The 23,746-nt window shown below is 56.9% G+C and carries 29 protein-coding genes and 1 pseudogene; 13 read left to right on the top strand and 17 right to left on the bottom strand.

Annotated features, from left to right (window positions below; all coding sequences use genetic code 11):
- Positions 1–61: 61 nt before the first annotated feature.
- Entirely contained in the window at positions 62–1,357 is a 1,296-nt protein-coding gene (locus ACR0DT_RS09605) for a short-chain fatty acyl-CoA regulator family protein (RefSeq protein ID WP_480710513.1), read from the bottom strand.
- A gap of 204 nt (positions 1,358–1,561) precedes the next feature.
- Between ACR0DT_RS09605 and ACR0DT_RS09600 the strand changes: the two genes are divergently transcribed.
- The 4 genes from ACR0DT_RS09600 to aat all read left to right on the top strand — a co-directional run bounded on the left by ACR0DT_RS09600 (position 1,562) and on the right by aat (position 4,792).
- Positions 1,562–2,098, top strand: coding sequence for a LuxR C-terminal-related transcriptional regulator (locus tag ACR0DT_RS09600; RefSeq protein ID WP_480710512.1), 537 nt, complete (start codon positions 1,562–1,564; stop codon positions 2,096–2,098).
- A 150-nt stretch (positions 2,099–2,248) separates the two neighbouring features.
- Entirely contained in the window at positions 2,249–2,752 is a 504-nt protein-coding gene (gene accB, locus ACR0DT_RS09595) for an acetyl-CoA carboxylase biotin carboxyl carrier protein (RefSeq protein WP_480710511.1), read from the top strand.
- A 9-nt stretch (positions 2,753–2,761) separates the two neighbouring features.
- The gene (gene accC, locus ACR0DT_RS09590; protein ID WP_480710510.1) at positions 2,762–4,111 is read left to right on the top strand and encodes an acetyl-CoA carboxylase biotin carboxylase subunit; all 1,350 of its coding nucleotides are present in this window, start codon (positions 2,762–2,764) and stop codon (positions 4,109–4,111) included.
- A 48-nt stretch (positions 4,112–4,159) separates the two neighbouring features.
- Positions 4,160–4,792, top strand: coding sequence for a leucyl/phenylalanyl-tRNA--protein transferase (aat, locus tag ACR0DT_RS09585; RefSeq protein ID WP_480710509.1), 633 nt, complete (start codon positions 4,160–4,162; stop codon positions 4,790–4,792).
- Here aat and ACR0DT_RS09580 read toward each other — a convergent pair.
- From ACR0DT_RS09580 to ACR0DT_RS09555, 6 genes are all read right to left on the bottom strand, one after another.
- Positions 4,747–5,115, bottom strand: coding sequence for a DUF2155 domain-containing protein (locus tag ACR0DT_RS09580; protein ID WP_480710508.1), 369 nt, complete (start codon positions 5,113–5,115; stop codon positions 4,747–4,749). The two genes, aat and ACR0DT_RS09580, sit on opposite strands and share 46 nt — an antisense overlap.
- Positions 5,112–5,564, bottom strand: coding sequence for an outer membrane lipid asymmetry maintenance protein MlaD (mlaD, locus tag ACR0DT_RS09575; protein WP_480710507.1), 453 nt, complete (start codon positions 5,562–5,564; stop codon positions 5,112–5,114). The genes ACR0DT_RS09580 and mlaD overlap by 4 nt, the downstream gene beginning before the upstream one ends.
- A gap of 12 nt (positions 5,565–5,576) precedes the next feature.
- Positions 5,577–5,960 (bottom strand): NADH:ubiquinone oxidoreductase subunit NDUFA12, encoded by a 384-nt coding sequence (locus ACR0DT_RS09570; protein WP_480710506.1) that lies wholly within the window; start codon positions 5,958–5,960, stop codon positions 5,577–5,579.
- Positions 5,961–6,039: 79 nt separating this feature from the next.
- Complete coding sequence (locus ACR0DT_RS09565; RefSeq protein WP_480710505.1) at positions 6,040–6,402, bottom strand: RidA family protein; 363 nt, start codon at positions 6,400–6,402, stop codon at positions 6,040–6,042.
- 63 nt (positions 6,403–6,465) lie between these two features.
- Positions 6,466–7,731 (bottom strand): ATP-dependent Clp protease ATP-binding subunit ClpX, encoded by a 1,266-nt coding sequence (clpX, locus tag ACR0DT_RS09560; protein ID WP_170332602.1) that lies wholly within the window; start codon positions 7,729–7,731, stop codon positions 6,466–6,468.
- A gap of 134 nt (positions 7,732–7,865) precedes the next feature.
- Positions 7,866–8,498: an ATP-dependent Clp protease proteolytic subunit gene (locus tag ACR0DT_RS09555; RefSeq protein WP_058282412.1), complete on the bottom strand. Its 633-nt coding sequence runs from the start codon at positions 8,496–8,498 to the stop codon at positions 7,866–7,868.
- A 311-nt stretch (positions 8,499–8,809) separates the two neighbouring features.
- Here ACR0DT_RS09555 and ACR0DT_RS09550 point away from each other — a divergent pair, with 311 nt between their 5' ends.
- From ACR0DT_RS09550 to ACR0DT_RS09540, 3 genes are all read left to right on the top strand, one after another.
- Positions 8,810–9,151 carry an ArsR/SmtB family transcription factor gene (locus ACR0DT_RS09550; protein WP_480710504.1) on the top strand — a complete coding sequence of 114 codons (342 nt, stop codon included), beginning with the start codon at positions 8,810–8,812 and terminating at the stop codon, positions 9,149–9,151.
- 581 nt (positions 9,152–9,732) lie between these two features.
- Positions 9,733–9,879, top strand: a complete 147-nt coding sequence (locus ACR0DT_RS09545; protein ID WP_480710503.1) for a hypothetical protein — start codon at positions 9,733–9,735, stop codon at positions 9,877–9,879.
- Between the two features lie 387 nt (positions 9,880–10,266).
- Positions 10,267–10,404, top strand: coding sequence for an entericidin A/B family lipoprotein (locus ACR0DT_RS09540; RefSeq protein WP_480710502.1), 138 nt, complete (start codon positions 10,267–10,269; stop codon positions 10,402–10,404).
- A 1,110-nt stretch (positions 10,405–11,514) separates the two neighbouring features.
- Here ACR0DT_RS09540 and ACR0DT_RS09535 read toward each other — a convergent pair.
- From ACR0DT_RS09535 to ACR0DT_RS09520, 4 genes are all read right to left on the bottom strand, one after another.
- On the bottom strand, positions 11,515–11,964 hold the full coding sequence (locus ACR0DT_RS09535; protein WP_480710501.1) for a hypothetical protein: 450 nt from the start codon (positions 11,962–11,964) through the stop codon (positions 11,515–11,517).
- Between the two features lie 178 nt (positions 11,965–12,142).
- The gene (locus ACR0DT_RS09530) at positions 12,143–12,628 is read right to left on the bottom strand and encodes a hypothetical protein (RefSeq protein WP_480710500.1); all 486 of its coding nucleotides are present in this window, start codon (positions 12,626–12,628) and stop codon (positions 12,143–12,145) included.
- Between the two features lie 147 nt (positions 12,629–12,775).
- The gene (locus tag ACR0DT_RS09525) at positions 12,776–12,958 is read right to left on the bottom strand and encodes a CTP synthetase (protein ID WP_480710499.1); all 183 of its coding nucleotides are present in this window, start codon (positions 12,956–12,958) and stop codon (positions 12,776–12,778) included.
- Between the two features lie 112 nt (positions 12,959–13,070).
- Positions 13,071–13,391 (bottom strand): hypothetical protein, encoded by a 321-nt coding sequence (locus tag ACR0DT_RS09520; protein WP_480710498.1) that lies wholly within the window; start codon positions 13,389–13,391, stop codon positions 13,071–13,073.
- Positions 13,392–13,584: 193 nt separating this feature from the next.
- On the opposite strand from ACR0DT_RS09520, the gene ACR0DT_RS09515 reads away from it, so the two are divergent.
- Positions 13,585–14,532 carry an aldo/keto reductase gene (locus ACR0DT_RS09515; RefSeq protein WP_480710497.1) on the top strand — a complete coding sequence of 316 codons (948 nt, stop codon included), beginning with the start codon at positions 13,585–13,587 and terminating at the stop codon, positions 14,530–14,532.
- 28 nt (positions 14,533–14,560) lie between these two features.
- On the opposite strand, the gene lepA is transcribed toward ACR0DT_RS09515, so the two are convergent.
- A complete protein-coding gene (gene lepA / locus ACR0DT_RS09510) occupies positions 14,561–16,360 on the bottom strand; it encodes a translation elongation factor 4 (protein ID WP_480710496.1) in 1,800 nt (599 codons plus the stop codon).
- Between the two features lie 162 nt (positions 16,361–16,522).
- Between lepA and ACR0DT_RS09505 the strand changes: the two genes are divergently transcribed.
- From ACR0DT_RS09505 to ACR0DT_RS09495, 3 genes are all read left to right on the top strand, one after another.
- Positions 16,523–17,623: a Hint domain-containing protein gene (locus ACR0DT_RS09505; RefSeq protein WP_480710495.1), complete on the top strand. Its 1,101-nt coding sequence runs from the start codon at positions 16,523–16,525 to the stop codon at positions 17,621–17,623.
- 2 nt (positions 17,624–17,625) lie between these two features.
- Positions 17,626–17,934 (top strand): hypothetical protein, encoded by a 309-nt coding sequence (locus ACR0DT_RS09500; RefSeq protein ID WP_480710494.1) that lies wholly within the window; start codon positions 17,626–17,628, stop codon positions 17,932–17,934.
- A gap of 66 nt (positions 17,935–18,000) precedes the next feature.
- Positions 18,001–18,942 carry a LysR family transcriptional regulator gene (locus tag ACR0DT_RS09495; protein ID WP_480710493.1) on the top strand — a complete coding sequence of 314 codons (942 nt, stop codon included), beginning with the start codon at positions 18,001–18,003 and terminating at the stop codon, positions 18,940–18,942.
- Here the strand turns inward: ACR0DT_RS09495 and ACR0DT_RS09490 are convergent.
- Positions 18,939–19,382, bottom strand: a complete 444-nt coding sequence (locus ACR0DT_RS09490) for a low molecular weight protein-tyrosine-phosphatase (RefSeq protein WP_480710492.1) — start codon at positions 19,380–19,382, stop codon at positions 18,939–18,941. The two genes, ACR0DT_RS09495 and ACR0DT_RS09490, sit on opposite strands and share 4 nt — an antisense overlap.
- 28 nt (positions 19,383–19,410) lie before the next feature.
- Here ACR0DT_RS09490 and ACR0DT_RS09485 point away from each other — a divergent pair, with 28 nt between their 5' ends.
- Both ACR0DT_RS09485 and ACR0DT_RS09480 read left to right on the top strand, forming a co-directional pair.
- Positions 19,411–20,106: an NAD-dependent deacylase gene (locus ACR0DT_RS09485; RefSeq protein WP_480710679.1), complete on the top strand. Its 696-nt coding sequence runs from the start codon at positions 19,411–19,413 to the stop codon at positions 20,104–20,106.
- 60 nt (positions 20,107–20,166) lie between these two features.
- Positions 20,167–20,775 (top strand): HdeD family acid-resistance protein, encoded by a 609-nt coding sequence (locus ACR0DT_RS09480; protein ID WP_480710491.1) that lies wholly within the window; start codon positions 20,167–20,169, stop codon positions 20,773–20,775.
- An 87-nt stretch (positions 20,776–20,862) separates the two neighbouring features.
- Here ACR0DT_RS09480 and ACR0DT_RS09475 read toward each other — a convergent pair whose 3' ends face one another.
- The 4 genes and pseudogenes from ACR0DT_RS09475 to ACR0DT_RS09460 all read right to left on the bottom strand — a co-directional run bounded on the left by ACR0DT_RS09475 (position 20,863) and on the right by ACR0DT_RS09460 (position 23,721).
- Complete coding sequence (locus tag ACR0DT_RS09475) at positions 20,863–21,336, bottom strand: copper chaperone PCu(A)C (protein ID WP_480710490.1); 474 nt, start codon at positions 21,334–21,336, stop codon at positions 20,863–20,865.
- Positions 21,337–21,377: 41 nt separating this feature from the next.
- Positions 21,378–21,728 carry a hypothetical protein gene (locus tag ACR0DT_RS09470; RefSeq protein WP_480710489.1) on the bottom strand — a complete coding sequence of 117 codons (351 nt, stop codon included), beginning with the start codon at positions 21,726–21,728 and terminating at the stop codon, positions 21,378–21,380.
- Positions 21,729–22,129: 401 nt separating this feature from the next.
- Positions 22,130–22,417 carry a 50S ribosomal protein L28 gene (gene rpmB / locus ACR0DT_RS09465; protein WP_039532366.1) on the bottom strand — a complete coding sequence of 96 codons (288 nt, stop codon included), beginning with the start codon at positions 22,415–22,417 and terminating at the stop codon, positions 22,130–22,132.
- A 119-nt stretch (positions 22,418–22,536) separates the two neighbouring features.
- Positions 22,537–23,721: pseudogene (locus ACR0DT_RS09460) on the bottom strand (Hint domain-containing protein).
- Positions 23,722–23,746 lie beyond the last annotated feature (25 nt).

Genomic DNA, 23,746 nt, shown 5'->3' with positions numbered 1-23,746 from the left:
GTAACGGGCCACAGACTTGCTGACCCGTCGCCGCCAGCTTACGCGGAGTGTCAGGAAACTGTCAAAAACCTTCGCTCAGAATTGACGGCTCGCGCCGCGACGTGCAGTCGCTGTGCGGGCAGACCCTACAACTTGGTCCCACACGTGCCACAGTCTGCTCATCCTGCGCCACATCTTCGATCGAGCGCACCAGCATTACCGAGCGATAGTTGGGCTCTTCATCATAGCCAGACGGGGATTGCGGCCAAGCATACGCATAGCAATCGAAAACAGCTGCCGTCCGACCCAGTTGCACGATGCGTTGCCGGATCGGCACCAGCGGCCGGTTCAAAGCCTGAAACAACGGCCATAGGGGGCAGGCTTCGCCAAAACGCGGCATGGCGAAGCCGGGAATGGATTTGGTGAACAGTATGCTGCCAGACGCGTCACACATCACCAAGCCTGTTGGGCGACCCAAATACCCATCCGGCAACGCCGCAAGCCGACGCAAGACTGTCGCCAAATCCACCGAAAACCTGGATGCCAGTTGCAACGGGTTCATAGCAGTTTCGGCCAACGCCTCCTGCACATCGTCCAGCGGCATCGCCCGTGCATCCTCGGCATAGACACCCAGGAAGTCTCGGGTCAGGGATTTTGCGGCCTTCGAGTCCAGTTCGCTCAGATCAATATCCGCACTTGCCCCGCCCTGTTCGATCTGCGGAAAATGGTGCCCGTTGGAGTCGAAAAATGCCTCGACATCTTCCAACGGGACGCCGCGATGATCCCCGGCAGAATCGCTTTCATCCAGATAGGCCACCAACGATTTCGAACTTTCAGCCAAACGTTCGGCATCCTGATGTAGGTTGCTGTGAAACCGGTCTTGCCACTCGGGTTCGATCTCTTGCGTATCTGCCAGAATGGCAGCGGTGGAACGAATCGCGGCGGCGGTTGACAGGACCTCGTGCATCGACGCCGCGAGATGGGGGTCATGTGTCAGCCGGTCAGACAGGGTTTCAACTGTGCGCTCTAACGACACCACACGTTGATGCATTTGCGCCAGAACGCCCGCCCATCCGGGAAACCGACCGGCGAATTCCTCCAATCCATCCAGCTCGGCCTTCTGACCAACGGCATCCGCCGCCGCCTCGCGTAGCGCCGCGATCAATGTGGCCTCGACTCCTTGCGTCAGCACCGAAGGCTCCACCGCCAATGTCGCTGCGATGTCTACCAATAATTTGCCACCGATCCGTCGGCGGTTGTGTTCGATCAGATTCAGATAAGACGCAGAAATACCGACCTGCCGCGCCAGTTCAGCCTGACGCATCCCGGCAATCTGACGCCGTTCCCGAATTCGGCTGCCTGTCAGCGTATCGCGCATACACTCGCTCCCTCTCTAGCGAATTTATCCGGTCGTGTTTTCAAGAATTTTCAGAACTCTTTATATATTTCTAAATGTTATACGTTAGTTTTCATAGATAATTTACAAATTTAACAACCTTTAACGTTGGATCGCCCGACAACCAAAGCCAGAATTTACGCGCTGCCTCTTCTCATTTCACTGGAATCCCGGCACGATAGCCGGATGAGCGACCCCGCCTTCGAATATGCGCCAATCGGTCTGGTCGAATTGGAAAACCGGATCATCCGGCGCTGCAATTTGCAGTTTGCCCGCACCTTCGGTGGCGAAGTTGCGGATTATCGCAACATGCCTCTGCTGCATTTGTACCCCTCGGTTGCCGACTGGGAACGGATCGGCGCGCGCAGCCTGCAGGTGATGCGTGACACCGGGTATTACACCGACGAACGGGTCATGAGGCGGCGCAACAGCGACCTGTTCTGGTGCCGCGCCCGTGGCCGCTCGCTAACGCCGGACGACCCGTTTCGGCACGGTATCTGGAGCTTTTCCGACATCTCGGAAGAACGCCCGCTGGTCGAATTGACCGCCCGCGAGCGTGAAGTGGCCATCATGTCCTGCCGCGGCCTTTCCGCCAAAGAGATCGGAGTTGAACTGGGCCTTAGCTATCGCACGATAGAAGCTTACCGCGCACGCCTGCTTGAGAAATTCGGAGCCCGAAAATTACCCGAATTGGTGGCGAAACTTTCAGGAATGCCGCTGTAACCCCTTCCCCCCGCGATATCTTGGGTAAAACCCTTATCTCACAGGCCGAGACGGCGCTTTTCATGACCGGACGCTTGGCTTATAACGCTGCGTAATCAGACCAAAGCCCGCAGGAACAGACGGGCCAAAGGGGAACCGTCGAGGACACTCATGACAGACACCAAACACGAAGCGGATGTGGCATTCATCAAGGCACTGGCTGAATTGCTGCGCGAGAACGACCTGACCGAACTGCAGGTCAAACGCGAATATGGCGAAGAAGACAGCCTGAACGTGCGCGTCAGCCGCATGAACCAGGTCGCCGCTGCTCCGGTTCAGGTCGCCGTTCCTGCCGCGGCCCCGGCCGCACCCGTAGCTGCACCCGCCGCCGCGCCTGCAGCAGCCGAAGCGCCGGCAGCGCAAGAGGATCCGGCCAGCCACCCGGGCGCCGTAACCTCGCCCATGGTCGGCACCGTCTATATGCAGCCCGAACCGGGCGCTCCTGCATTCATCTCGGTCGGCGCATCGGTTTCCGAAGGCGATACCCTGCTGATCGTTGAAGCCATGAAAACCATGAACCACATCCACGCGCCCAAGGCAGGCACCATCAAACGTATCCTAGTGGGTGATGGCGACGCTGTGGAATTCGGCACTCCTCTGGTCATCGTTGAGTAAGGCGGGCCCATGTTCGACAAAATCCTGATTGCCAACCGAGGCGAGATCGCCCTGCGCGTTATCCGCGCCGCGCGCGAGATGGGGATTAAGACGGTCGCCGTGCATTCAACCGCCGACAGCGACGCGATGCATGTACGCATGGCGGACGAATCGGTGTGCATCGGCCCTCCGCCCAGCCCGCAAAGCTATCTGTCCGTACCCGCGATCATCTCGGCCTGTGAAATTACCGGCGCGCAGGCGATCCACCCCGGCTATGGCTTCCTGTCCGAGAATGCCGAGTTCGTGCAAATCGTCGAAGATCACGGCATCACCTTCATTGGCCCCACCGCGGAGCATATCCGCATCATGGGCGACAAGATCACCGCCAAAGACACGATGAAGCAACTGGGCGTGCCCTGCGTTCCCGGCTCAGACGGCGGCGTGCCTGATCTGGCAACCGCCAAGAAGATTGGCGAGGAATTCGGCTATCCCGTTATTATCAAAGCCACCGCAGGTGGCGGCGGTCGCGGCATGAAAGTTGCGATGAACGCCGATGAGATGGAAAGCGCTTTCATGACCGCGCGGGCCGAAGGCAAAGCAGCCTTTGGCAATGACGAGGTCTATATCGAGAAATACCTGACCACACCGCGCCACATCGAAATTCAGGTGTTTGGCGACGGCAAAGGTAAAGCCGTCCATCTGGGCGAGCGAGACTGCTCGCTGCAGCGCCGCCACCAGAAAGTGTTCGAAGAGGCCCCCGGCCCCTGCATCACCCCGGAAGAACGCGCCAAGATCGGTAAGGTCTGCGCCGACGCCGTGGCCAAGATCAATTATATCGGCGCGGGCACGATCGAATTCCTGTACGAGAACGGCGAGTTCTATTTCATCGAGATGAACACCCGTCTGCAGGTGGAACACCCGGTGACCGAGGGTATCTTTGGCGTCGATCTGGTGCGGGAACAAATCCTCGTCGCCGCAGGTGAAGATATGTCGTTCGGTCAGGACGACCTGAAGATCAACGGCCACGCCATAGAGGTTCGGATTAACGCAGAAAAGCTGCCCAACTTCTCGCCCTGCCCGGGCAAGATCACAGCCTATCACGCGCCCGGCGGTCTGGGCGTGCGGATGGATTCGGCGCTCTATGATGGCTACTCGATCCCGCCCTATTACGACTCGCTGATTGCCAAGCTGATCGTTCAGGGCCGTGATCGGACCGAGGCGCTGGCGCGTCTGGAACGTGCGTTGGGCGAGCTGATCGTGGATGGTATCGACACCACCGTTCCACTGTTCCACGAACTGCTGCAGGAACCCGACATCCACAGCGGTGCCTACAACATCCACTGGCTGGAGCGCTGGCTTGCGGAGAATATGGCCGATTAACCTACTGGGGGCGAAGGGGTTTTACCCTTCGCCCTTCGAGCATTCTGCATGAGCCTTTCCCCAGAACTCTTACTGCACGGATATTCCATCGGCATTTTTCCGATGGCCGAGCACCGCAACGCCGCCGAGCTGTTCTGGGTAGACCCGAAGTTTCGCGGCGTCTTTCCTTTGGATGGGTTCCACGTCTCGCGCAGCCTGGCGCGCCGTATCCGAAACTGCGATTTCTCAGTCACTATAGATCAGGACTTCGTCGGGGTGGTCGATGGCTGCGCAGATCGCGCCGACACCTGGATCAACGCCGAGCTGCGTGAGCTGTACCTGCAAATCCACCAGACAGGCTTTGCGCATTCTCTGGAGATTTGGGAAGAAGATCAATTGGTTGGGGGCGTTTACGGTGTCACGTTGGGCGCAGCCTTCTTTGGGGAAAGCATGTTCTCGCGCCGCACAGATGCCTCCAAAATCGCGTTGGCGTACTTAGTGGATCGACTGCGTCAAACCGATTTTCAGCTGTTCGATACCCAGTTTTTGACGGCTCATTTGGCGTCTTTGGGTGCAATTGAAATTCCGCGCGCGCAATACCGGCAGGAATTGGACAAGGCGCTAAACGCCAGCGCAGATTTCACCGCGTCGCTGGCTCAGTCTCCAGAGGGCGTGATACAGCGGATCACCCAGACATCATAGCGGGAATGATCCAGCGCGTTCAGTGCTGGTGACGTTGCAATCATCCAGCCGTCAAACAATTGATCCGACTTGCCTTTTTCCCAGATCGTCAGATAGGCAAACGCATCACCTGTCGGGTTATCTACAGGATACCGGCAATCCCCCAACGCAACATCCAGACCAAAAACCCCTCCGGTCTGACCGTTTTGCATTTCTACATCGACAGTCTGACCATTGACTTTGTCCAGGCCCCGCAGGATCGCACCGGGGCCGGATTGAACCTTTTGCTGCGCTGTTGCCCCCGCGGCAGCGAGCAGAGCTGCGATCAGCGCAAAACGCCTCATTCGCCGCCATCCCCGGCTACGAATTTGACCAGCAAAGAGATTAAGCTGACCGCGCCTTGGGTATCTTCAACCTGATCACCCGGTTCGAAAAAGAACGGCGAGCCACCCGGCATCACTTCGACGAAGTTGCCACCAAGTAATCCTTCGGAAGAGATCACGATGGCGCTGTCATCCGGCACCAGAATGCCGTCACGGATCGTGAAAGTCGTGTCCGCGCGATAGGTGTCTGCGTTTAGGGTAACGCCCGTCACCGTGCCGATCTTAACCCCGGCCAAACGTACATCTGTGCCCACACCGACACCTTCCAGCGAACGGAATGAGGCCTCCAGCTGATAGCCTTCACCGCCTTGCGACAGGCCTGTGGACTGGCTCGCATATACGCCAAAGGCAACGGCACAGGCCAGCACGGCCCCACCGACAAGAACTTCGGTCACGTTATAAGTCGACATTGCTCGCCTCGTTTATTCCGGGCTCCAGGCCTCGTAATCCGTGCGCTCGACAGGATCTTGTCGGCGCAGAGACCCCGCGGGTGTATATGCCAGTGCAGTGCCCGTCAGGTTCTCTTGATGGGGTTTTTCCCAGGATTTGTGCTGCAGCGGTCTATCGGTTGGTGGCTCATCCCAAGTGCGGTGCAACCATCCATGCCAGTCCGGGTCGATGCGACTGGCTTCAGCCTCACCGTTGAAAATCACCCAGCGCTTGCTGTCGTCTGCGTTCTTGTAGAACACATTGCCTTCGTCATCCTCACCGACCTTGACGCCCTTACGCGAGGTGTAGATCTGCGTGTTCAGGGTCGCCCCGTTCCACCAGGTTACGGCCCGCAATAGCGTGTTCAGGATTCCCATCGGCTGCCTCCGGCATTTCTGTCACCGCAGATATGGACCAAAGCCACGCCAAGGTCCAGTGTCACAAAGATCGCACTCACTATTCCGGCAAATAAGCCGTTACTTCGATTTCGATCCGGAATTTCGGGTCAATCAAACCGCATTCGATCATGGATGTGGCCGGGGGGTTGTCACCGAAAAACTCTCGCAAAATCGGCCAGCACGGTTCAAATTCCATACGATCCGGCAGCATGTAAGTCACGCGAACCACGTCAGCAAAGCTGGCCCCGGCCTCGGTCAGAGCATTTCCGATTGTAACCAGTGCTGAACGGCATTGCTGGGTCACATCATCGCCCTGCCCGACCGTTCCGGCAACGTGAATCCAGTCTCCGGCCACTACCGCGCGGCAATAGCCGATCTTGGCCTCAAACTCTCCGCCTGAAGAGATACGTCTGATCGTCATGATACCCCTCACAAGAAAACGGCGCGGTCCAAGCCGCGCCGTGTTTGCTAATTCGTTTCGAGCTTAACCGGCCGAGGCCGATTCCGCCGCATCCGCGTAGATGATCAAAGGCTGCTTGTCGGACGATACCGCTTCTTCGTTGACCACAACCTCGGTCACGTTTTTCATCCCGGGCAGTTCGAACATCGTATCCAACAGGATATCTTCGAGGATCGAGCGCAGCCCGCGCGCACCGGTCTTGCGTTCGATGGCCTTCTTGGCAATCGCCTTCAACGCATCGTCGGTAAAGGCCAGTTCGGCATCTTCCAACTCGAACAGGCGCTGATATTGCTTGACCAGGGCGTTCTTGGGCTTGGTCAGAATGGTTACCAGCGCGTCCTCATCCAGATCTTCTAGCGTCGCCAGAACCGGCAGACGACCGACAAATTCCGGGATCAGACCAAATTTCAACAGGTCTTCGGGCTCCAGATCCTTGAAAATCTCGCCCACACCGCGTTCGTCATTGTCCCGAACATCAGCACCGAAGCCCATGGCTGAGCCCTTGCCACGCTGCGCGATGATCTTATCGAGGCCCGCAAACGCGCCGCCGCAGATAAACAGAATATTCGTGGTGTCCACTTGCAGGAATTCCTGCTGCGGATGCTTGCGACCACCCTGAGGCGGAACACTGGCAACGGTGCCTTCCATCAGCTTCAGCAGCGCCTGCTGCACACCTTCACCCGACACGTCGCGCGTGATCGAAGGGTTTTCAGACTTGCGCGTGATCTTGTCGACCTCGTCGATGTAAACGATGCCGCGCTGTGCGCGTTCGACATTATATTCACTGGCCTGCAGCAGCTTGAGAATGATGTTCTCGACATCCTCACCTACATAACCGGCTTCGGTCAGCGTTGTTGCATCCGCCATAGTGAACGGCACGTCCAAAATCCGCGCCAGCGTCTGCGCCAGCAAGGTCTTGCCACAACCGGTCGGGCCAATCAGCAGAATATTCGACTTCGCCAACTCAATATCGCTGCCAGCCTTCTGGGCATGATTCAAACGCTTGTAGTGGTTGTGGACCGCGACCGACAAAACCCGCTTAGCAGTGGCCTGACCAATCACATAATCGTCCAGAACTTCGCAGATATCTTTCGGTGTAGGCACCCCGTCCGAGGACTTCAGCCCACTGGCTTTCGTTTCCTCGCGGATGATGTCCATGCACAGTTCGACGCATTCATCGCAGATAAACACGGTCGGCCCGGCAATCAGCTTGCGCACCTCGTGCTGGCTCTTGCCGCAGAAGCTGCAGTAGAGCGTGTTCTTGCCGTCACCGCCTGAATTCGTCGCCATGTTCTACCTTTCGGGCTTCGTCTCTGCGGCCCGTCCTGAACCGCGCTTGCCACCTGTTGATGCAGCTTAGGCCAGCACCGAGACGGCTACAATCTCAAAATGCGCCTCCACACCGCCGGTGCGGAGGCTTAATCTCAGGCCTCGTCGCCATCCATTTTGGCACGATTTTCAACGATCTCGTCGATGTGACCCCAATCTTTCGCCTCTTCCGGGCTCATGAAATTGTCACGATCAAGCGCTTTTTCAACCGCCTTTTTGGTCTGCCCGGTATGACGCACGTATATGTCATAAAGGCGATCCTTCAATTTCTGCGTCTCGGCTGCGTGAATCATGATGTCGCTGGCCTGGCCCTGATATCCACCGCTGGGCTGGTGCACCATGATACGACTGTTGGGCAGCGAAAACCGCATCCCCTTCTCACCGCCAGCCAGCAAAACCGACCCCATCGAGGCCGCCTGACCGATTACCAATGTCGAACATTTTGGCTTGATATACTGCATTGTGTCGTAAATCGACAAACCAGAGGTCACGACACCGCCCGGCGAGTTGATATAAATCGAGATCTCTTTGCTGGGGTTTTCAGCCTCAAGATGCAGCAGCTGGGCCACAACAAGATGGCTCATCCCGTCATGGATCGGACCGTTGATGAAAATGATCCGCTCTTTCAGGAGGCGCGAGAAAATGTCGTAGGCGCGTTCACCCCGGCTAGTCTGTTCGACAACCATTGGGACGAGCGTATTCATATAGGTATCAACTGGATCGAACATTCTGAACCTGCCTGCTTTGCTATGGATCGGGACATTACCCGAAGAAACGTTACCCGAGTCTTAGTGTCGCCATCGGGGGGCTGCAAGGGGGACCGAATACTTCGGCTCTTATCGCCGTGTTTTACATCCCGATCTCACTGCCGCCCAAGTCAATGCAGAGGACTTGATCAAATCTCGCAACTTTCACATCACATCATTTTGATCCGTGCATATGGAAATACATGCTCAAAATAAGTAACCAAGCATATCGCAATTGCGAAACCACTCAGAACAACACCCGCCCGGTTTTCGGGTAGAAAAGGAAACAAACGATGGCCCTTCCCCAGCTTTCGCAAAATATGCCCCCCGAGTCATTCGACAAGATGGTTGCCAACGCGACGCGCGCGTCGAATTTCCTAAAAGCCATCAGCCATGAAGGTCGCTTGATGATCCTGTGTCATCTGGTATCCGGCGAGAAGTCCGTGACCGAGCTGGAAGAGCTGCTTTCAGCACGTCAAGCTGCTGTTTCCCAGCAACTGTCTCGTCTGCGCCTTGAAGGTCTTGTGACGCCTCGCCGTGAAGGCAAGGCGATCTATTATCGTCTGGCTGATGACCGCCCACGCCGCATGCTTGAACTTGTCTACGACATGTTCTGCGGCGAGGAAAATGGTTAAACCCTAAGCCTTTTTCCACCTATTCGCCCAGGTTTGAATGCCATCGACCAAAGCACGCAGCAACTGAGTATACTGACGTGCGTTGGAGTTGATGGCCACGCAGGTCGGGTCCGGTTCATGTATCGATGCGCCGGCCCTTTCGATCGCAGTTTTTACCAGAAACTTGCTGTATAGCAGTTCGGCGAAGGCGCAGATTATCTGGTACTCGGTGACTTTTTCCTGCAAGCTGGTCAGTCGCGCTGACCCCGGTGCGGAAGCGGCGCACTTGTACACAGCTTAAGTCAGCGGCTCCTTGTGTTTATGTAGTTGTCCTAACCCATTACCGCGCGTTTTGACGTTTCCGCCAAGCATGTGACTCAACCCAGGAACGGTCATCATCATGATCTCTAGTGGCCGCGCACTCTTCTTCTGCGTGCTCGTCTTGATCGTCGTGGCCTGCATGCTTGAGATTTTGATGAAAAAACACCGGGCAATTAGCGCCTTCGATATCTTCAGCGTTTTTCGGGCCTTCCCAATCGGATTCCGGCGGGCAATTCGAGTGTGTATTACTGGCACACGCTTTCCTGGAAAATCCGCAACTTTTGCGATCAGACGAGGCAACCCAAGGACTCGATCACCCCGATGCGGTCGAATTTTACGAGTGGATTGAGCAGGTTCACCGCGATCTGGGCTGTGCGATCGTCATGGTAGCCTCGGACCGTTCGCTCAGCCTGAACGGGCATTTCTGAAACGAAGGCTCACCAAGCACCGTCGCCAACGCGCCAGAATACCCGGCGTTGTTCGGCAGCGACACCAAAGGCCACATAGCCTTGTATCAACACAAGCACAGTCACTCCCATTGTCTCGATCATCAACATCGCTCAGGACAAGACACTCGAAACCATGGCATTTTACTGCAGTTTTTAGCTCTCTACCTACGCTGAGCGGGCTATGGGATACGATTCTGGCAGATACACTTGCCCAGACCCGGCATCGTTTGTGCACCGGCTATCTTCTATATTGCAAACGCACTGCATGGGCCATTGATCCGTAGCGATCAAAACGGTCTCCAAAGCTCTGGTTCCATTCAGGGAAAACTGCTACGCAACGGGTGATTGACACAAATGGAGACACCGATGACCCGTGCAATTCTGATTGGGCTGGCCCTGTTCACCCTCACCGCCTGTGAAACCGCAAAGGGCGCTGGCAAAGACATTGAAAACGCAGGCGACGCGATTCAGAGCGCGGCCACGGATGTTCAGGAAAACCTGTAAGGCACCTCATTTATTGCCATTCAATACATGCACCTCAACATATAGTTGATACCTGCGATGATCCGCAGTAGACTTTGGATTACAGGTGCATAGACGCGGCATTGCATTTCTGACAACACGACGGGGTTCTTGTCTGTTCACAAGAACCCCGTTCCCTTTTTTACAAGGGATTGAGTGGCAGTCTGTTTCAAGCTTTTATCCGGCAAAAGGAAAAGGCGTCAGGTGCGCAGACGCGGTCCATGCATGCATCCTTGCGGATGCTCCTGACGCCTTGCCGGGTCGGCACGTCCGAGGAACGTCCCGAGCCAGTTGCCCCGGCCCTAACAAGGACCGAAGCCGCTGCGTTGCACCATATGGCACCACACAACACGCGCCGACCTTCTGAGAAGGAGATCATCTGATCCGAATGCGAAATTCAGATCGGTTAATCGCCCACCGGTAAGTCATTGCAGTGAAAAGTAAATCCTAAAATTCACCCTCATCGCCCTGACCCCCTGGCCTTTGCGCCCCACCCTGGTTCCTAAGAACCGAAGCGGTAAACAAACTGTTACATCCAGGCCTGTATCGGACAAGTAAATAGCACCGCAGCATGAAAATTAGACGGGGATAAGATGTTGATATCTGCCGGGAAACTAATGTGGATAACTCTGGAAATTTCGAATTGGCGCTGACTTGGCAGTGGAAAAGTCAAATTGGACGACTTTAGCGCGATTTTGCAGCATTTCTGCAGCTGCAAAGACTTTTGGCCAGGCAAATCAGCATATCTTTGACGTTTCTGCCCACCCCAAACTAAGGTTTTCGAGAATCGCTTCTCGAGCCGGGCGTTGCGCACAGAACGGTACCTGGGCCGGGCGCTTCTGTCCGCTTTCTGCGACACCGCGCTGAAGGATCGCGGAGTACGGATGGCCTCTGCCGGGGAACGCCGCATTTCGGCACTGACCAATCCTGAACCTGTCGCAGGCTGCGCAATCGCCGCCCGACCCGTCCCCTCCCAGTGGAGACCATGATTCCGTTTTTTATGAAACGCTCCGACCCGACCGGGATTACCTTCTAAGTGCCGCAACAAACCGCAGCCAGTACCCCCTACAGACCGATCGGGCCGGAAACGCTTCAGTTCACCTGGCGTTCCAGAACGGTGCTGTAGGTCGTTCCGTTACGCAGGCTACGGAAATCCGCATAGATCTTTCCGTCTTCATACCGGGCGTCGATCAACGCATTCGCGCCAATGATCATTGGTGAGGTTTCAACGATCCCGATGCTCCCCGAACCATCCAGACTGATGGTGCCCGTGGCTTCGTTCTCATTCCAATCGGTATCGCCATCGCGCCGCCATTTGCTGGGGCCCCAAAAGACGTTTTCCTCTTGGATCTGAATATCCAGCATCCATTCCGCCTGATTGAACCGCGGCTCTTCACCACGCTGGAAATGAGACGGCGAAACAGTTGTGTATGAGCCCAGCCAGGTGCCGCGCAGATCGGGCGCAGCGTCGGCCAGCGCGGCCGTTCCAAGGGCGAGGGTCGTGGCCAAAGCGGCCGCTCCGGCAGTCATATATCTGGTCATAGGCTCTCTCCTTCTATCGGGCCGATGCTGGTCTGCTCAACAGATTGGGAGGGCGCGATCCAGTTACAACTTACCTAAGGGAAACTTCATGAATGGTTCATTGAACCCTCAGATATCCACAGCGAACGGGGGCGCGTCAATCCACGCACCCCCGCCGTAAAGCGCTGTTAAAATTGATCTATTCGACCGTGATACTGCCAGTTATCGAGTTCACGAATTTCTTGGTGTCCGGATCGGTCAATGACGAAAAAGTCCCGCTTCCGGTTGCGCTGGCCCAGTTGCCCGAACCACCCGAGACAGTCCAGTCACCCGTCAAAGCCCCGTCCGCGCCAAAGCCCGTCGCTGTCCAGGTCATCACCGCCTTGTCCCCTGAGGTCGTGTCAAACACGCAGTTTCCGGTGCCCGAGACTGCAGCTCCGTTCACCAGCACGGCACCGAAACACGAACCCGTTGCCCCCTCCAGAGGGTGCCCGGCGGCGACTTCGAAACTGTCATAATCGGTCTGCGTTTTGACCACGGCGTTCCCGTCCGAGATGCCGAAAACTTGGTTCGCATTCACCCCCATGCCCTTGGCGTCGGCGTCATAGGTCTCGGCCTGGGCCAAGCCTGCGGACAAGCCGAGGGTCAGAACTGTGGCTGCGGTCGTCGTTAAGAATTTGTGCATAATAACCTCTCATTTCTGAGGGTCAGGCGTTGCAGGCACCCGAAGAATATAGCCGCCCAAACGCGGTCCCCCGCGGACACAATAACAGATTGCGATGTGAGCGTCTAAATCCGGTCCCGCGTCTTTTGAACAACCGCAGGGTAAGGGTCAGCCTTCGAGTTTCCGCGCCACAAGATACGAGACCGGGAACGCCGCCACAAACCCAACCACCGCGGCGATCAGGATGGTCGTCCACGATGAAGCGTACCCCATGGCCAGAACCGCAACCACAGCGGACCCGGCGAGGGTGGAACCAAGGAAGATGTGAAGGATCAGCGTCAGGGGCGACATAGGGGCCTCGTGTTATTCAGTGTGCTTCCCGCGACGCTAGAACCGAGGCTGGGAGTGGTCCTTGATCTGGGTCAGAGTGCGCGGTGTTCTCAGGCAAAATTGCGCAAATCAATCAAGCCCAGGCCAGCGCCGTGCCAATCAAGACAAGGCCAATCCCAACTGCTTCGCGATAAGAAAAGTTCTCGCCGAACAAAAAGAACGAGGCGAAGGCGATCAGGATAACCTCGGCCCCCAGAATGCCGGTATAGATAATGCCCAGCCGCTCTTCGCGCAAAGCGGCAAGTTCAAGTGTGGCGCCAGCCAGCAGGGTCGCGACGATCAGTAAGCCGAGGCCTACCCCGGGGATTTTCCACCAGAGCTTCATTGCGATCATCGCAACGGAATAGAGGCCTGCCGATCCGAAAGCGATAAGGGGGACTAACGATGTGGACATAACAACCTCCTGCTGAGGTTACCTCAGGTCAATTGTAGCAGATGGGCTTAGTTGAGGCTGTGAGGTGGGTCACAGTTTCAGGTGCCCTTCCCGTTTATCTGGTATGCTTTTTTGCCCCCGAACTTGCAGAAACTGGCCGACCTCTTTTAAATTCAATTATTCATATGTTACTTGAGAGAGAGGGGGGGGTGCAATGACAACACTTTGCGAAATAGGCCAAACCGGAGTGCGAATCCCACGAATTGGCTTTGGATCAACCGGCATAGGCAACATTCCACAGATTTATGGTTACGAGGTTGATGAGGAAAGGGCACGAGACACCTTGCGTACCATACTTGCACGTAGCGACGCGTTTATCGACACCGCCCGAGGCTATGCACTGGGGCGCAGCGAGGAGCGCATCGGAAGTGTCATCCGTGAACTCGGTGGCTGGCCGGAAGGCTGCGTAATGTCCACAAAAGTGGACCGTGACATGGAAACGAGTATTCTCGACGCCACCCAAGTACGGCGATCCTTCGAACAGAGCCTCAAAGCCCTAGGCATAGACCGAGTAGACATCCTTCATCTGCACGACCCGGAATACGCTGGTGATGTGACTGAGATCACCCGCAGCGGAGGTGCGCTGGACGAATTATTTAAGATTAAAGAAGAAGGACTGGCGACTGCCGTTGGTCTGGCAGGAGGGCGCTTGGAAGTGCTGATGCCGATGCTGCGCGACCGGGACTTCGACGTGGTAATGACTCACAACCGGCACACGCTTGTAAACATGAACGCGGCACCCTTGATCGAACTGGCCAACTCAAAGAGCGTTACGGTGTTAAATGCAGCGCCTTACGCGGGCGGCATTCTGGCCAGAGGCAGCGCAATCCATCACTTCTACGTCTATCGACCGGCAACAGAAGAAACGCTTGCCCCTGTGCGCGCGGTTGAGGAAATCTGTGCCCGCTATGACGTGCCCTTGGGCGCGTTGGCACTGCAATTCTCGATGCGTGACGCAAAAATAGCTTCAACAGTGTGTGGAGTGACTTGGCCGCAGCATGTGAGGCAAACACTTGAATGGGCGGATTGGGATATCCCAGAGGTGGTTTGGAGTGAACTGGCTGAACTTGGTCAGAGTGAAGCTGACCCTGAGGCCGGATAAAACCGATCAAACGAGAAGATGGGCAGCCTCAGCTGTCCATCTTCAACGCAGAAATAAATGCCTCCTGCGGGATATCGACCTTTCCGAACTGGCGCATCTTTTTCTTACCCGCTTTCTGCTTGTCCAGCAGTTTGCGTTTCCGAGTGGCGTCGCCGCCGTAGCATTTCGCCGTCACGTCCTTGCGCAACGCCGAGAGGGTCTCTCGCGCGATGACCTTGCCTCCGATGGCGGCCTGGATCGGGATTTTGAACATATGGCGCGGGATCAGGTCCTTGAGCTTTTCGCACATCGCCCGGCCCCGCATCTCGGCCCGGTCGCGGTGAACCATGGTCGACAACGCGTCAACCGGTTCGTCATTCACCAGCACCGACATCTTGACCAGATTGTCCTCGGTATAGCCGGTCATCTGGTAATCGAACGAGGCATAGCCCTTGGTCACCGATTTCAGGCGGTCGTAAAAGTCAAAGACAACCTCGTTCAGCGGCAGGTCATAGACGACCATGGCGCGACTGCCCGCATAGGTCAGGTCCAGCTGGATGCCGCGGCGGTCCTGACACAGTTTCAGCACGTCGCCGAGATATTCGTCCGGCACCAGAATGGTCGCCTTGATGCGCGGCTCCTCGATATGGTCGACCTTGGACGGGTCGGGCATGTCGGCGGGGTTGTGCAGCTCGATCATCTCGCCGTCTTTCATGTAGACGTGATAGATCACCGACGGCGCGGTGGTGATGAGCTCGATATCGTATTCGCGTTCGATGCGGTCGCGGATGACCTCAAGGTGCAGCAGGCCGAGGAAGCCGCAGCGGAAGCCAAAGCCAAGTGCTGCCGAAGTTTCCATTTCAAAGCTGAAGCTGGCGTCGTTCAACGCCAGTTTGTCGATCGCATCCCGCAGGTCTTCGAATTCGGCCGAATCCACGGGGAACAGGCCACAGAACACCACCGGCTGCGCGGGTTTGAAGCCTGTCAGGGCTTCTTCGGTGCCGTTGCGGTCATTGGTGATGGTGTCGCCGACGCGGGTGTCGCGGACCTGTTTGATCGAGGCGGTGAGGAAGCCGATCTCACCGGGGCCGAGGCTGTCGACCATCTCCATTTCAGGACGGAAGACGCCAACGCGGTCGACATGGTGCAGGGTGCCGTTCGACATGAACTTGACCCGCATGCCCTTTTTCAGGGTGCCATCCATGATGCGGACCAGAACGATGACGCCGAGATAGGCGTCGTACCACGAGTCCACCAGCATCGCCTTGAGCGGCGCGTCCAGATTGCCCTGCGGGGCAGGCAGTTGGTTTACGATGGCCTCAAGCGTTTCGTGGATGCCCTGCCCTGTCTTGGCGCTGACCTGAATGGCGTCGGTCGCGTCGATGCCGATCACGTCCTCGATCTGTTCGGCCACACGGTCACAATCGGACGCGGGCAGGTCGATCTTGTTCAGCACAGGCACGATCTCATGATCGGCGTCGATGGCCTGATACACATTCGCCAGTGTCTGCGCCTCGACCCCTTGGGTCGAGTCCACAACCAGCAGCGAGCCTTCAACCGCGCGCATGGAGCGGCTGACTTCATAGGCAAAGTCCACGTGGCCGGGGGTGTCGATCAGGTTCAGAACGTATTGCTCGCCATTGTCGGCGGTATAGTCGATGCGAACCGTGTTGGCCTTAATGGTGATCCCACGCTCACGCTCAATATCCATGCTGTCGAGCAGCTGTTCCTTCATGTCGCGATCCTTGACCGTTCCGGTCTCTTGGATGAGCCGATCAGCAAGGGTGGATTTGCCATGGTCGATATGCGCGACGATGGAGAAATTGCGGATATGAGCGAGGTCTGTCATGAAGTGGGATATGTCCGGAGTTTTGAGCCTCGTCAAGCGTTGAAGCGTTGCAACAAAGGCGCGCGGCGTGTCTTTGTGCCTGACAGCATTTACCCAATATTTGCGAATAGCTAAGATGTTGCCGCTGAACGGCCTATTCCTAAACAAGAAAGCAGTAAAATATTGGCCGATTATTCGATTTTTGTACTAGGTGAAAGCCAGTTGTCGATCTCGGTACCGCAGGGGCTGGATGGACTCAATCAGGGTACGGGCATTCATCTGATTGGTGAAACCATCACCATAGACTCTCGCGCTGCAACCGAGGTTTTCGTAACCGATGCGGGAAGTGATGCCAACTTTTCCGATAACGACGGCAATCAAAGGCTGGACGGCGACCAGACAATCGACGGCACGCTGTTCACCGATGGCACTCGGGTCGAGGCCGAATATGGCATCACGCTGACAGACGGCACAAACACTTGGCAGGCTGTCGCTTTCAATGTGAACAACTCTTCTCCTGCATTCGGGACGGTAGAGGGTATTGCATTTGTCGGCGGGCCGGGTGATTTCCCACCCGCCGGAGTAGAGTTGACTGTTGTCGACACGCAGGAAGGCCCTAGCTTTGCAGCCGTCGATTATGTCACTCCGATCTGCTATTGTCGCGGAACACTGATACGGACCGATACAGGATACCTGCCGATTGAGGCGCTCAACCCAGGCGACGTCATTTGGACACAGGACAAAGGGCTCCAACCAGTGTGCTGGGTCGGTGCGCAGAGCGTGATTGCGACCGGTCAGTTCAAAATGGTCGAAATCCCCTGCGAAGCATTGTCGAATTTTGCACCTCTGAAGGTGTCGCAACAACACAGGCTGATGATCACTCACCCAATGGCCGAGTTGCATTTTGGTGTATCCGAAGTCTTTTTGCCCGCCATCAGTTTGGTTGACGCGGGGATAGCGCGGATGTCGGATCAGAAAACAGCCTGCTTCCATCACCTGCTGTTGAACCAGCACAATGTGATCGATGCAAACGGAGCGGCCTCTGAAAGCCTTTTGGCATCTCCTGTGGCAAGCAATAGAGATCTGAACGCCTTGTTTTTTCGCGATTTGGTTGGAGTCGCATCTACAGCCACAAAAACGGCACGATTAGCGCTTAAGAGAAGGGAAGCGGGATTTTTGATGCGGGAAATCTTGTCCATTGATCCGGAATCCCGTTTGATTCATACTCCCGCGCAGACCGAGAGGGGCACAAGACCCGTCCGGGCAGGCAATAACGAGGCATGAGCATGAAAAAGTTCCTCTTAATAGCATTTTGCGCGACGTCGCTGACGGCGGTGGCTCCGGTCGCGGACGCGGCGCAAATTAAACGGGCGTGTCTGGCATCGGATCGGTCGGCGGCAACTCGGGACCGGTGTAGCTGTATTCAGCGCGTCGCCAATCAGGCATTGACCCGCAGTGACCAGAAAACCGTCGCAAAGTGGTTTACCGACCCCCATCAGGCGCAAGAGTTGAAGATGTCGCAAACCGCGCGCGACGATGCGCTTTGGGATCGGTATCAGAACTTTGGCCAGATGGCGCAGGCGATCTGCAGCTAAGTCACTCTGAATCCTTGACCTGACCCGCCCTGCGCCTCAGAAAAGGCGCATCGAAAGGTGTATCAGATGGTAATGAAAGGGCTGACCCTGCGCGGGCTCGAAGTATTCGAGGCTTTGGCGCGGACGGGATCGGTGGCGCACGCGGCCGAGATCACGGGGCTCAGCCAGCCGTCGGTGTCGCAGCAATTGCGCAATCTGGAAAACGCCCTTGGCACCGAATTGGTGGATCACGGGCGGCGCCCGATGCGGCTGACGCAGGCCGGGCGCAGCTTTTTGGCCCGGACCGAGGCGGTTCTTGCCGAACTGCAGATGGCGCAAAGCGAGCTGACGGTGATGGATCTGGGGCACCTGACCACCCTGTCCATCGGTTTGATCGACGATTTCGACAATGATCTGACCCCCCGCCTTGCCACGCTGCTGGCCGACAGCCTGACACGCTCGCGTTTCAAGCTGATCACCCTGCCCAGCCTGGACCTGTTCGCTGAGCTGGAAGCGCAGCGCCTGCATCTGGTGGTCTCGGCCCATTCCGGCGAAGTGCTCGAGGGTGTCGTCGAATACCCTTTGGTGCGCGACCCGTTCATTTTGGTAACCCCCAAAGGGGCCGGCAACGCGATGCAGGACCTGCCCTTTCTGCGCTATGCCCGCGAGCAGCTGATCAGCCGCCAGATCGAATCGCATCTGGCCAGACAACAGCTGGATTACGAGGACCGGTTCGAGATCGGCTCGCACCTTGCCCTTATGGCCATGGTCGCACGCGGGCTGGGTTGGGCGATCACAACGCCGCTGGGCTATATGCGTGCCGCACGGTTCCACGACGCGCTGGCCGTCCACCCTGCCCCGTTCGGAGAGTTTTCGCGCACCATATCCCTGTTCACTCGCACCGACTGGTCCGATCAGGTTCCACGAGAGGTTGCAGGCATGATGCGTCGCCTGATGCGCAATCAGATCGTTGACCCGGCCTTGGTGCAATTGCCATGGCTCACAGACAGGCTGAAGGTGATGGGTTAACCCTTCAGATGTGCATCGAGCCCTTCAACGGCGGCTTCGATCAGATCCAGCGCCCCGTCGAAATCGCGGGTATAGTACGGGTCGGGCACATGATCGGCACCTGTTTCCGGTGCGAAATCGGTTAGCAACCGCACCACGGTGTTGTTTCCTGCGGGCCGCAGCGCCTCGATATTTTCAATGTTTTCGGCATCCATACCGATGATTAGATCAAACCGTTCGAAATCCTCGGCCACAAACAATCGTGCCCTCAGGTCACTGAGATCAATTTCGCGTACCTGCGCTGCAGCCTGCATCGGCCCATAAGGCGGATTGCCAATATGCCAACCCGAGGTCCCGGCACTGTCTGTGCAATGATGGGGTGCGCGGGCGCGAAACATGCCCTCGGCGGCGGGGGAACGGCAGATATTGCCCAGACAGACAAAGAGGATACGGTGGGTCATGGGCCAAGATGTAACGCGTGGGGCAAGGATGGAAAAGATCGTCATTCTAACAGGTGCAGGAATTTCCGCCGAAAGCGGGCTGGGGACGTTCCGCGATGAAGGCGGATTATGGGCGCAGCACCGGATCGAGGACGTGGCCACACCCGAAGGATTTGCCCGCAATCCTGCTCTGGTTCACCAGTTCTACAATGCCCGGCGCGTGCAGGCGGCCAAGGCCCGACCCAACGCAGCACACGCCGCGCTGGCCCGGCTACAAAAAGACTACCTCAGCGAGGTGGTGATCGTCACTCAAAACGTCGACAGCCTGCACGAAGCTGGTGGTGCGGAACATGTAATCCACATGCACGGCACGCTGGGTGGGGCGTTTTGCCCGGCGTGCAATCACCGCTGGGCTTCGCCACCTGAGATGGTCGTGGGTGAATCTTGTCCCACCTGCGCCGCCCCCACCGCACGCCCGGACGTGGTCTGGTTCGGCGAGATGCCCTATCACATGGACGCAATTTATGACCATCTGGCCGAGGCGACTTTGTTCGCGGCCATCGGCACCTCGGGTCAGGTCTACCCAGCAGCTGCCTTTGTGCACGAAGCGCTGCAATCCGGTGCGCGCACAGTCGAGCTGAACCTCGAACCCTCGACCGGAGCCTCCAGTTTTGATGAGGTCATACTCGGCCCCGCAACAGAAACGGTCCCGCGTTGGGTCGATGGGTTGCTCAACCCCAGATGACAGCAGACACCGACAGAATTTTCCGTTTATAGTGAAGGCCTAACAAGCCCGGAGAGTACCATGACAGACCCCCAATCCCCGCGCGAGGAAGTCCTTGAGGATGGCACTTTGGACGGCCGCGATGCATTGGGTGATCAACTCGCAGATTTGTGGTGGACCTTCCTATTGCGCGGCATTTTCGCCGGAGCGTTGGGAATCGCGGCCCTGTTCTGGCCGACAGGCAGCATCTCATTATTGCTGCGCCTGGTCGGCCTGCTGCTGATCGTCGACGGCGGCTTGACCTTGCTCGGCTTCGGTCGGCGTGGGCTGATCGGGGGCGTCGGCGTCGGTGCCCTGCTGATCGGGTTGGTGCTGCTCATCTGGCCCGAGGGCGTCGCCAGGCTGACCTTTTTCCTATTGGGCGCGTGGGCCCTGATCATCGGAGTTGGCTCTCTGATGGCTTGGCGGCAAATGTCGGATCAGCACCCAGATGCGCCCTCCGTGCGTAATTCCGGGGTCATTGCGTTGCTGATTGGGTTAGCGCTGATCTTCTGGCCCGGCAGCGGGATGGTGGCGTTGGGTTGGGCCATTGCGTTCGGAGCATTGGCCTTCTCGGCGGTGATGTTCTGGCTGACCGCCCGGTTCAAACACGCCCATGACCGGGTGGCGATGCGCGTGGTTAATCGCTGACACCCGTCGAAAATGGCAACAGGCCGGACAAAGCCCGACCTGACGAATGGATGAGGGCCGCAACGCGGCCTGAAGACAGGCGTGGCCTCAGTTCGAATGTGTGCCGTGGCCGCCGGAGTCCTCGCGCTCCAGGTCAACCGGCACTTCGATCTCGACCTCTCCGGCCTTCTCAAAAATCAGCGTCACTGGGACGGTGGCGCCTTGCTCGAACGGAGCAGTCAGACCCATGAACATCACGTGATCGCCGCCACGTTTCAGCATGTGGGTCTCGCCCGCCGGAATGACAAAGCCCTCTTCGACGTGAATCATCTTGGCCACGCCGTTGTCATCAATCTTGTGGGTATGCAATTCGACACGCGCAGACGCATCTGATTGCACGCCTATCAACCGGTCGTCGGACTCGCCCGTATTCTTGATCATCATAAAAGCAGCACCGGCTTTGGCCGCTTTGCCCGCAGACCGCGCATAAGCGTCATCAACGGCAATCGTGTCCTGCGCAAAAGCAGATGTGGCTAGAGTCGCAGCGGCCAGTGTGGCCAGAAGTTTGGATTTGAGGGACATCGTGCCTCTCCTTGATTAAGTGTCTGGTAGAAAATGGCTCTTCAGATCACAACCGGAGGCGCACGGGCCGGTCTGTAAGGAACAGGCAGGGCAATAAGATTGGTCGCCTTGCGCAAGGGTAAAGGTTGAACCTTATCCGGCGCGACAGGTATGGCGGTGGCTGAGACGGTAATCGCCCCCAACAAAATCAGCGCATATTCTGGACAGAAATGCGGGGGCTGAGTCGGCTGGCCGTCGGCGTCCATATAGACCACCACCGGACCTGTACCGGTGCACAGCACCATCTGCCCCACCGCCCTGTCCATTCCACGCGATGCAGCCACCCCCTGCCCGGTCAGAATGACGAGCAGCGAAAGCGCCAAAGGCAGAAATCTGTTCAGAACGGGTTTCATCCTGTGCCTGATATAGGCCGGACTTAAAGCGGGCTTCAAGCGCAATCGATACGCCCGAAACCCGCCACTAAGGGATGCTTGTCAGCTGTCTACACTAGGACGTTTGACAGAACCTTTGGTCAGGCTCGTATGCAACCTGTTCACCTGTCGTTGCATCCGAAAGCATGTCCCAAACGTCTTGCCAAAATAGGCAGCCAACAGGGAGAAGAAATCAGACAATTTTAAAGACATGGGGGCAAACTCCGCCAGATGAATATGACTAAACATAAAACAGTCTCAGCGCAGGGTATGTGAACAACATCACCGTTCCTGAATATTTAATTCCGCTTCAGGAGCAGATTACGCAAGAAAAAACCCTGCACCTTTCGGTACAGGGTTGAATTCTTTAAAGGAAAAAAGGCTTAGGCCGAAGCTTGTGCCTTGGCAATTTCCTTTTTCACTTTCAGCGCGTTTGCCGAAAGCTCTTCGTCCTTGGCTTTGGCCAGGAACGCGTCCAGACCACCACGGTGGTCGACCGAACGCAGTGCAGCCGCCGAGATGCGCAGCTTGACGCCACGGCCCAGAGTTTCGGACTGCAGGGTAACGTCGTTCAGGTTCGGTAGAAAACGACGACGAGTTCTGTTTTTGGCGTGGCTGACATTGTTGCCAGTCATCGGGCCTTTTCCGGTCAGTTCGCAACGGCGCGACATGGTTTCTTCCTTTGTTTCTGGAGGCCGGGCATGATGCCAGCGGCCAAATCACAAGGGGCGCAACCCGAAGTCGCGCCCGAAAACTGGTTGGATGCGTGTAGTGGGAATCGTCGGAAGGGTCAAGACGGATCGCGCGAAATCTTTGCTCGGGTCTCATCGGTTGGTTGGATATGTGCCCGCAACAGCGGTTTTTTGTTCTTGCGATGGCGTTCCAGTAGATGCGCCTGCTGTCGCCCGCGCGGAATATAGCGGGCAGGCTGCGGCGTCTGCGACTTTTCGATCAGATCGGGGAAAATTTCAAAAATCTCGCGACGGGCGTCCGCACCAAGGGCTTTCAGCGCCTCTGTCCCCGTGAACAGGCTTTCGGTTGGGGCACCTTCGGCAAAGATCACTTGATGGTCGTCGAACAGCAGGTGAAAATACTCAATCTCTGGCACTGTTTCATCGAAATAAACCCCAGGCAGGACGGTGAGTTTGATCGCCGGGATCAATACTTCGGACGTGCCGAACATCCGCTCGGCGATTTTTGATTGCACCAACATCCTGTGCTGACGCTACACCAGCAAGTCCTGCCCGGGCAGTCCGCTCCCCAGCGCTCCCGCCAATATGCGCACAGGCCACAATCGTGGATTGGCCTGCAATGCTGACCGGTTAAACCTGCGACGGCCAATCCAACGAATAGGCTGATCTCCGTTTTCCATGGTCGGGATCAGATCGCCGATACTCAATGTCTGAATCGGGCGCTCTCCATTTTTGGTCAAAATAAGGGTATCGCTGGTAAAGCACGGCATCCCCGAACCGTTTTCAAAGGCTGAATACGTCACCACTATGCCCGACGGCAGGGTGAAGGTGCCGCTGGACACCGAATACCCAACACCGTCTTCAACCGTAGTGGTACCAAAGGTGTTGTCGTTGATCACAGTCCCGACCGGCAGGTTCAGGGTGTCAGTACCGGCACCACCACGAATATCGCCACTCACCGAAGTGCTGCTAAAGTTCAGCGTGTCGTTGCCTGATCCTAGCCGAATGGAACCAACGGTCGAGCCACTAATGTCAACCGTATCCGCGTCCGCACCGCCTGCCACGCGACCACCGACAGTACTGTTGGTAACGGTGATGGTGTCACTTCCGGCATTGCCGAGCACGTTATCGGCGATGGTGCTGTTGATGACGTCGATGTCATCATCGCCACCCCTACCCCGGATATTGTCGATCGGAGATCCTTGCGGAACCCCGTTCAGCGTCCCGCTGTCACCGGTGACGTCAATATCGTCATCGTTATTTGTCCCATTAATTCGGGGCATTCCGGCAAATCCAATAATTCAACGG

Source organism: Ruegeria sp. BI11 (genome assembly GCF_056538005.1).
Note: the sequence above shows the minus strand (reverse complement) of the source record. Positions and strands in the feature narration are given on the sequence as shown.